The organism is Streptomyces sp. NPDC047515 (assembly GCF_040643055.1).
In the GTDB taxonomy this organism is placed as follows: Bacteria; Actinomycetota; Actinomycetes; order Streptomycetales; family Streptomycetaceae; genus Streptomyces.
The window spans coordinates 19,179-28,324 of sequence record NZ_JBEYTM010000073.1 but is presented as its reverse complement, the minus strand read 5'-3'; the positions used below and the strand labels follow the sequence as shown (position 1 = coordinate 28,324).

General features: G+C 70.4%; 5 protein-coding genes and 1 pseudogene. 4 read left to right on the top strand and 2 right to left on the bottom strand.

Annotated features, from left to right (window positions below; all coding sequences use genetic code 11):
* On the top strand, window positions 1–843 hold an 843-nt coding region (locus ABZ826_RS34845), incomplete at its 5' end, for a hypothetical protein (protein ID WP_361457716.1).
* Window positions 844–1,055: 212 nt separating this feature from the next.
* Window positions 1,056–1,535 (top strand): annotated as a pseudogene (locus ABZ826_RS34840) (serine/threonine-protein kinase); the annotation flags it as partial.
* 116 nt (window positions 1,536–1,651) lie between these two features.
* Here ABZ826_RS34840 and ABZ826_RS34835 read toward each other — a convergent pair.
* Window positions 1,652–2,122 carry a hypothetical protein gene (locus tag ABZ826_RS34835; protein WP_361457713.1) on the bottom strand — a complete coding sequence of 157 codons (471 nt, stop codon included), beginning with the start codon at window positions 2,120–2,122 and terminating at the stop codon, window positions 1,652–1,654.
* Between the two features lie 17 nt (window positions 2,123–2,139).
* On the opposite strand from ABZ826_RS34835, the gene ABZ826_RS34830 reads away from it, so the two are divergent.
* Together ABZ826_RS34830 and ABZ826_RS34825 are read left to right on the top strand one after the other, a co-directional pair.
* On the top strand, window positions 2,140–2,301 hold the full coding sequence (locus ABZ826_RS34830; protein ID WP_361457710.1) for a hypothetical protein: 162 nt from the start codon (window positions 2,140–2,142) through the stop codon (window positions 2,299–2,301).
* Window positions 2,302–2,458: 157 nt separating this feature from the next.
* A complete protein-coding gene (locus tag ABZ826_RS34825; protein ID WP_361457707.1) occupies window positions 2,459–3,610 on the top strand; it encodes an FHA domain-containing protein in 1,152 nt (383 codons plus the stop codon).
* 185 nt (window positions 3,611–3,795) lie between these two features.
* Here the strand turns inward: ABZ826_RS34825 and ABZ826_RS34820 are convergent, their stop codons facing one another.
* Entirely contained in the window at window positions 3,796–8,808 is a 5,013-nt protein-coding gene (locus ABZ826_RS34820; protein ID WP_361457704.1) for an NAD-glutamate dehydrogenase, read from the bottom strand.
* Window positions 8,809–9,146: the final 338 nt, after the last annotated feature.

Below are 9,146 nucleotides of genomic sequence, written 5' to 3'. Positions count from 1 at the left end.
GACTACACCCCGGCCCGCGACGAGGACACCCCCGCCGATCGGCGCGAGACCTACCGGGTCCTGGAAGACACCCACCTGCTGGCCGGGCCCCGCAAGAGCGATCCCCCGCTCGAGGTCCGCCGGATCCTGGTGCACTCCACCGGCAACGCCAAAGGCCAGCAGCGGGCGCGTGAAAAACGCCTGGCCAAGGCCCGCGAGGACCTCGACAAGCTCCAGCACTCGGCCGGCGGCCGCTACTACAACACCCCCGAAAAGATCGCCGCACGCATCGGCGTGATCGCCAAGTCCCGCCGGGTCTCCGGCTGCCTGCACACCGAGATCACCACAGACGAAACCGGACGCCCCGCCCTGTCCTGGCACTTCGATCAGGACGTACTCCAGGCCGAGGCCGCCGTCGACGGCTGGTACGCGCTGCTGACCACCCTCACCCCCGAACAAGCCGATCCCAGCGAAGTACTACGCCGGCACAAGGGCCAGGGCGCGGTCGAGCGCAGATACAGCGACTTCAAGGGCCCCTTGGCCGTCACCCCCATCTTCGTGCAGGACAACAAACGCATCGCCGCACTGATCACGGTGATCTGCCTGGCCCTGCTGCTGTTCTGCCTGATCGAACGCCAGGTCCGCCAGGCACTCGGAGGCGACCAGAAGATGCAGGGACTCTATCCGGGCAGCCAGAAGGTGCGGCCCACCGGCCGCATGATCCTCTACCACCTCACCGACCTGCGGCTACGGGTCACCACCGCCACCGACCCACCCGTCATCGCCATCACCCGGGGCATCCAACTCCACCTGCTCGACCTCCTCGGCCTGGAACCCACACAACCCCGCTGGCCACAGACCTGAACGAGCTACCCGCGAAGTACGGACCTAGTGCCGCGACCGGCAATGTTTGCCCGGAAGGAGCGTCGTCCAGTGCGTGCGATCGCAAGGCGGTCGGAAGTCCTTGTAGCGGAGCTACCAGGGCTTTTGGCCAACGCGGCGAGCGTGCGCGCTGGACGGCGCGACGGGGCAAAGCTTGCCGGGAGGGGCACTAGCTCTCGCACACCCGCGGCGGCCAGGCCGTCGCGCTGAAGCTGATCCGCCGCGAGTTCGGCGACGACCCGGAGTTCCGCCTCCGCTTCGAGCAGGAGGTACGGGCGGCCCGGCGGGTGCAGGGCTATCACCTGGCGCCGGTGGTCGACCACGACACCTCCGGTCAACAGCCTTGGCTGGCCTCGGTGTTCGTACCCGGCATGTCGCTCCATTCGGCGCTGGACGCGTACGGACCGCTGCCGCTGCCCACGGTCTTCTGGCTCATCGGCTGTGCGGCGCAGGCGCTCGGCGCCATCCACACGGCCGGGGTGGTCCACCGCGATCTGAAGCCGGGCAACGTCCTGCTCGGGGCCAGTGGCCCGTACGTCATCGACTTCGGGATCGCCCGCGCCGCCGACGCCACCCAGCTCACCCGCAGCCGCGGACTGATCGGGACCCCGCAGTTCATGTCGCCGGAGCACGCGCTCGGCGAGCAGGTCGGACCGGCCACCGATGTCTTCTGACTCGGCCTGATCGCGGCCCTCGCGGCGACCGGCCGCCACCCGTACGGAACGGGCGGGGCGATGACCGTCGCCGCCCAGATCGCCAACACCGAACGCCGGCCGCCGCGGCTGGACGGCTACCCGCAGGAACTGCGCCCGTTGCTGGAACGCTGTCTGGCCGCCGATCCGGAGGCGCGCATCACCCCCGCCGAACTCGCCGCCCTGTGCGAGCGGTCGGCGGGCCAGCCGCTGCGGGAGTCCGACGGCCGGCTGCCGGAGCCGCTCGCCGCGGAGATCGAGCGCCGTGAACGGGCCGTGCGGCAGCCTCCGCAGCCCACCGGCGCGGCCACGGTGCCTCCGTACCCGCCGGGCGCGGGTCCGTCGGCGACCGGCCCCACGCTCCCCGCCGACCCGATTCCCCCGGGCGCTTCGGCCGGACAGGCGACGACCCGGCCGCCGGGCGCGCCCACCCAGCCGCCCGTGACCGGGCCGACCGTCCCCCACAGCCCACCCCCGTACGCCCCGAACCACCCCTCCGCCACCCCGCCCACGTACCCGCCCCAGCCCCCGAGGCCTGCCGGGACGCCGTGGACACCAACATCATGCAAGACCTCGACGAGGACCAGTGAAGGACGGCAAGGCCCTCGGCAAGGGCACCCTCCTGTGCGCCGTGACGTCCGACAACAACCTGGCCATGCTGAAGATCGTCGACTCGCACCTCGAACCCGGCGACTTCAAGGTGCCCGGCTTCGACACCGAACTGACCCTCTGGAAGATCAACGAGTGATCAGCCGGCCGCTGATCGCGCCCACAGCCGCAGCAGGGAAGAGCGCCTCACCACGGACTTCGACGCCGCCTGCTTCCTGGTCGATCTGTCCAACGTCGTCCGCAACCGCGGGCTGGGCGAACCCGGTCCGCGTTCCCTGCGCCGGCTGCGGCTCGTCATGGACGCCGCGAAGGAGCTCGCCCGGGATCCGGACGTCAAGCTCTACCTGGTCGCCGATGCCAGTCTGCGGCTCGGCGGGCGCCGGGAGTTCACCGATCCCGCCGACATCCAGCTGCTCGGCCACTGGGTGCACCGCGGTCTGGTCGAGGAACTGCCGGACGCCGACGAGCGCCTGCTCGAACTGTGCGAGTACACCGGCATCCCGGTCATCACCGGCGACCGCTTCCGCGGCAACCGCGAGGAGCGCCCCTGGCTCCAGGGCAATACGGACGACTTCCTGGAGCCGGTCCCGGCCCGGCACGGCACCGTCCGGCTGGTCCCCGTCGACCTGGGCGTGGCCAGCGCGCTGGACATCTCCAGGAAGCTGGAGGAGGACGCGCTGAAGAAGATGGGCCTGCTGGGCCCCCGGCGCACCCCCCGCTTCGACGTGGTGAGCCGCAACTGGCGCTGCGAGGAAGGCCGTTGCACCCTGTACGACACCCACAAGGGCACCGCCGCCCTGCTGCCGCGCATGGTCAGGGGCGTGCCGCACTGTCAGAGCCACGGCCGCCCGCTGCTCGACGACGGCCCACGCACCGCGACCGTCCAGCTGAAGCTGCTGGTGGAGGGCGAGCTGAAGGCCCGGTTCACCCTGGAGGACGGCTCGACGGTGAAGGTGGGCAGGGCACCGGGCGAGGGCGGCATCGCCCTGCACGGCCTGGTCCCGGAGCGACGCACCGTCGGCCTCAGAGCCTGTCGGGCGGCCTTCGATCGGACAGCGGACGCGGACGCGGTCTGGTGCGTGCGATTCCAAGGCGCCGGGATGTCCTCGGATGGGGTCTCCCCTGCTCGAACGAAGCCGAGAGCTCGGGGATGGAGCTACCAGGGCATTTCGGCAACGCGGGAGGGGGTCCCCCCTGGCCCTCAAGGCCTTGGGGGAGTGCGTGCCAGGGCGTGGCCGCCCGGTCAGAGGCCGCCCGACAGGCTCTCAGCCGCGCCCATGTCGAACTACGGGTGGCCGGCGGCATCGTCCGCGTACGCGACAGCAGCACCTACGGCACGCAATGGCGGCCGACGGCCGGAAAGTCCGGGCCGGGCCCATGGAGGAAGCTCGGCGCGAGCGAGCGGCAGTACCACGGCGGGGACGAGCTCCAGCTGGTGGAGGGCGTGATCCTGGCCCGCAGCGGCCGCCGCTTCCCGACCGAACTGGCCCAGGCGTGGCAGCGCCGCCGGCCGCCCCCGCCGTCCGCGGCGACCGACACCCGCATGTACTGACACCGGCCCCGAGCCGGTCCGGCACACGAGGGCGGGGCGGCCACCGGGCACTCCCGGCAACCGCCCCGCCCTCGGAACCCGCTACGCGTGCGTGCGCAGCAACGTCCGCATCGTCCGCATGGCCACCGAGAGGTTCGCCAGGTCGAACGAGTCCGAACCCTGGATCTCCTCCAGCGTGGAGCGCGACCGCGTGAGGATCGCCGCGTTCTTCTCCTCCCACGCCTGGAACCGCTCCTCCGGCGTGGAGGCCCCGTTGCCCACGGACAGCACGTCCGCGGTGAGCGCGGCGTGCGCGGCGTACAGGTCCTCACGGATGGAAGCCCGTGCCATGGACTGCCAGCGGTCGGCCCGCGGCAGCTCGATGATCCGGTCCATGAGCTGCGTGATGCCCAGCCGGTCCGCGAGGTCGTAGTACACCTCGGCGACGGCGAGCGGGTCCTTGCCGGTGCGCTCCGCGATCGCCACGACGTCCAGCGCCGGGAAGGCGGAGGAGAATCCGGCGACCCGCTGGGCCAGCTCGCCCGGGACACCCGCCTCGGTGAGCTCCTCCAGGATCGACTGGTACCACTCCAGGTCGGCGCCCATCAGCATCTTGGGCAGCTCGGCCCAGACCTGCTCGACACCGGCCTTGAAGAAGTCGATCGTCCCGGAGATCTCCAGCGGCTGCGGCCGGTTGCCGAGCAGCCAGCGCGAACCGCGCTCGACGAGCCGGCGCGAGTGCAGCCGGATCCGGGTCTGCACATCGGCGGCGACCCCGTTGTCGAGCTCCTCGACGGCGTCCCACACCTGGCCGAGGTGGAAGATCTCGCGGGCCGCGAACTGCGCCCGCACGATCTCCTCGATCGAGGCGCCGGTCTCCTCCCGCAGGCGGTGCAGGAAGGTCGAACCGCCGCTGTTCACGGTGTCGTTGACCAGGACCGTGGTGATGATCTCGCGACGCAGCGCGTGCCCGTCGACCGCCTCGGGGAACTGCTCGCGCAGTTGTTGCGGGAAGTAGGCGTGCAGCAGCTCCTGCAGGTGCGGGTCGTCCGGCAGGCTGGTCCGGATCAGCTCCCGGGCCGCCGTGATCTTCGTGTACGCGAGCAGCACGGCCAGCTCGGGCTGGCTGAGCCCCTTGCCCGCGTTCAGCAGTTCACGGATCTGCCGGTCGCTGGGCAGGAACTCCAGCCCGCGGTCGAGGTCCCCGTCGCGCACCAGCCGACGCATGAAGCGCTGGTGGGCGTGGAGCAGGGACGACGACTGGGCCGTGGCGTTGGTGAGCGCCACGTTCTGCGCGTAGTTGTTGCGCAGCACCAGACGGCCGATCTCGTCGGTCATCTCGGCGAGCAGCTTGTTGCGCTGCTTGACGGTCATGTCGCCGTCCCGCACCAGACCGTTGAGCAGGATCTTGATGTTCACCTCGTGGTCGGAGGTGTCCACACCGGCGCTGTTGTCGATCGCGTCGGTGTTGATCCGGCCGCCGCCCCGGGCGAACTCGATCCGGCCGAGCTGGGTGGCGCCGAGGTTGCCGCCCTCGCCGACGACCTTGGCCCGCAGGTCGTGGCCGTTGACCCGGATCGCGTCGTTGGCCTTGTCGCCGACGTCCGCGTTCGACTCGGCGGAGGACTTGATGTACGTGCCGATGCCGCCGTTCCACAGCAGGTCGACACGGGCCTTGAGGATGGTCTGCATCAGCTCGGCGGGCGTCAGCTTGGTGACCCTCGACTCGATGCCGAGCGCCTCGCGGATGTGCGCGTTGATCGGGATGGACTTGGCGCTGCGCGGGTGGATGCCGCCGCCCGTGGAGAGCAGGTCCTTGTTGTAGTCGGCCCAGGAGCTGCGCGGCAGGTCGAAGAGGCGGCGTCGCTCGGCGTACGAGGTGGCGGCGTCCGGGGTGGGGTCGAGGAAGATGTGCCGGTGGTCGAAGGCGGCGACGAGCCGGATGTGCTCGGAGAGCAGCATGCCGTTGCCGAACACGTCACCCGACATGTCACCGACGCCGACGACGGTGAAGTCCTCGGTCTGGGTGTCGTGGCCGAGCTCGCGGAAGTGCCGCTTGACGGACTCCCAGGCGCCGCGGGCGGTGATGCCCATGCCCTTGTGGTCGTAGCCGGCGGAGCCGCCGGAGGCGAACGCGTCGCCGAGCCAGAAGCCGTACGAGACGGCGACCTCGTTGGCGATGTCGGAGAACTTCGCGGTGCCCTTGTCGGCGGCGACGACCAGGTAGGTGTCGTCCTCGTCGTGACGGACGACGTCCTTGGGCGGCACGACCTCGCCGGCCACCATGTTGTCGGTGATGTCGAGCAGCGCCGAGATGAAGGTGCGGTAGGAGGCGATGCCCTCGGCCATCCAGGCGTCACGGTCGACGGCCGGGTCCGGGAGCTGCTTGGCGACGAAGCCGCCCTTGGCGCCGACGGGCACGATGACGGTGTTCTTCACCATCTGCGCCTTGACCAGGCCGAGGATCTCCGTACGGAAGTCCTCGCGCCGGTCCGACCAGCGCAGACCGCCTCGCGCGACCTTGCCGAAGCGCAGATGCACGCCCTCGACGCGCGGCGAGTAGACCCAGATCTCGAAGGCCGGGCGGGGCGCGGGCAGATCCGGGATGGACTGCGGGTCGAACTTCATCGAGACGTACGAATGCGGCTTGCCGTCGTCCGACATCTGGAAGAAGTTGGTGCGCAGGGTGGCCTTGATGACGGTGAGGAAGGACCGCAGGATCCGGTCCTCGTCGAGGGAGGCGACCTGGTCCAGGGCACCGTCCAGCTCTTCGAGGAGCCCGTCGGTCAGCTCCGTACCGGCCCGCTGGCGCTCGGGCGACATCCGCGCCTCGAAGAGCGAGACCAGCAGCCGGGTGGTGTGCACGTTGTTACGGAGAGTGCTCTCCATGTAGTCCTGGCTGAAGGTCGATCCGGCCTGGCGCAGGTACTTCGCGTAGGCGCGCAGCACCATCGCCTGCCGCCAGTTCAAGCCGGCGCCCAGCACGAGCGAGTTGAAGCCGTCGTTCTCCGCCTCACCGGTCCACACGGCGGCGAAGGCGTCCTGGAACCGGTCGCGGGCGTCGTCGGCGAGGTAGTTGCCGTTGCCGTTGGTCTGCGGCATCCGCAGGCCGAAGTCGTAGATCCAGGCGTGGGCGCCGTCGGCGCAGCGCAGCTCGTACGGACGCTCGTCGACGACCTCGACGCCGAGCCGCTGGAGGGCCGGCAGGACGGCGGACAGGGAGACCTGCTCGCCGGTCCGGTAGATCTTGAAGCGGCGTTCGCCGGGACCGGCGCCGACCGGCTCGTAGAGGCTGAGGGCGAAGTCGCTCTCGCCCTTCTTGAGCGCTTCGAGGTGGACCAGGTCGGAGACGGCGGCGCGCGGCGTGTGGTCCGCCTTGTAGCCCTCGGGGAACGAGTGGCCGTACTGGCGCAGCAGTTCGGCGGCGCGCTCCTCACCGCACTCGGCGCCGAGCGCCTCCTGGAAGCCGTCGGCCCAGGAGCGGGCGGCCTCGACGAGCCGGGCCTCGATGCGGTCGGCCTCGACGTCGGTGAGGTCGGGCAGCTCGGTGCCGGGGGCGACGCGGACGACGAAGTGCAGCCGGGAAAGGATCGACTCGGTGTTCCAGGCGGTGAAGTCGACGCTGGTGCCGCCCAGTTCCTCCTTGAGGATGTCGATCAGGCGCAGCCGCACACCGGTGGTGTAGCGGTCGCGGGGCAGGTAGACGATCGCGGAGTAGTAGCGCCCGTACTCGTCCTGACGCAGGTAGAGCCGCAGCCGGCGGCGCTCCTGGAGGTACAGGACGGACGTGACGACGGAACGCAGCTGGTCGACGGGCGTCTGGAAGAGCTCGTCGCGCGGGTACGTCTCCAGGATCTGGAGCAGGTCGCGGCCGTCGTGGCTGTTGGGCGAGAAGCCCGCGCCCTCCAGCACCTCGGCGACCTTGCGGCGGATGACAGGCACCCGGCGCACGGACTCGGTGTACGCGGCGGACGAGAACAGTCCGAGGAAGCGGCGCTCACCGATGACGTTGCCGTCGGCGTCGAACTTCTTCACGCCGACGTAGTCGAGGTAGCTGGGGCGGTGGACGGTCGACCGGCTGTTGGCCTTGGTGAGGACGAGGAGCTTGCGCTCGCGGGCCTTGGCCCGTGCGTCGGCGGGCAGCCGGTCGAAGGACGGGCTGACGGGGTGCGCCTCGTCGACGCTGTGGTGCGGGTCGGAGCGCAGGATGCCGAGGCCGGTGCCGGGGACGGCGGCCAGCGAGTCGGTTTCCTTCAGCTCGTACTCGCGGTAGCCGAGGAAGGTGAAGTGGTCGGCGGCGAGCCAGCGCAGCAGCTCCCCGGCCTCGTTCACCTCGTCGTCGGCGAGGTCGTCGAGCGGCTCGCCGGGCAGGTCGTCGGCGATGCGCAGCGCGGCCTCGCGCATCTTCTCCCAGTCCTCGACGGTCTCCCGCACGTCGGACAGCACCCGCAGCAGATCGGCGGCGATCTGCTGGAGGTCGGAGCGGTCGGTCTCACGGTCGATCTCGACATGGATCCAGGACTCGACGAGCGCGTCGTGCGGCAGCTCGGTCCCGGCGGCCTTGGCACCCTTGGCCTTCGTGCGGCCCTGCGGGCCCGCGGCGTGACCGTTGCCCTCGGCGAGGACCTCGATGAGCTTGCCGGTGACATCGCGGCGCACGACGACCTGCGGGTGGATCACGAGATGGATGCCGCGCCCCTGCCGGGACAGCTCGTTGGTGACGGAGTCGACGAGGAACGGCATGTCGTCGGTGACGACCTCGACGACGGAGTGGCTGCATGTCCAGCCGTTCTCCTCGACCGACGGGGTGTGCACCCGGACGTTCGCCGTGCCCTGCGGGCGATTCTCGGCGAGCCGGTAGTGGGAGGAGGCCGCACCGAAGACGTCGACGGGGTCGCGGCCCGCGATGTCTTCCGGAGCGGTGTGCAGGTAGTAGCGCTGGAGGTAGGCGAGGAGCACGTCCTGCCCGGGACGCTCCTGCCCGGCCCCGGCGGCCGTGGCACTCGCCCGGGGGATAGCGCCCGGGCCACCGACACCACCGCCCGGGCTGTTGTCAGCTACCTTGGCGGCCCGTGCGAGCAGCTCGGCCTTGGCTTCGTCCAGCTTGGTCTGCATGTCCTCTGGCTCCTGTCGCGCGCCGTTGCGTGACGTAGGTGTAAAAGACGACGTACCGCCACGACACGGGGTTTCCGGTCTGAGTCGACGCTATGCCGCTATGAGAGATACCCGGGCCCATATTGGCCATTTTTGACAGTCGGGCCGGGCTGTGAGGATCAGTGATGGCCCGGGTGCTGTGGCACTCCGGGCGCAGGCCGGGGGCTTCGCTGCCCCCGAGGCGTATCGCGCTGATCACGGGGTCCAGGCTATCTCGCCCGCCCCCGTAACCGTCACGACCCGTATGTGTACAAAAGAAGGCCCCGAATTTTGACACTCTGGACAGCGCGGCGGCCCGT

Bases quoted from the DNA above. Each gene is read 5' to 3' on its own strand.
- ABZ826_RS34825 (WP_361457707.1), top strand. From the start codon at position 2,459: ATGGACGCCGCGAAGGAGCTCGCCCGGGATCCGGACGTCAAGCTCTAC.
- ABZ826_RS34820 (WP_361457704.1), bottom strand. From the start codon at position 8,808: ATGCAGACCAAGCTGGACGAAGCCAAGGCCGAGCTGCTCGCACGGGCC.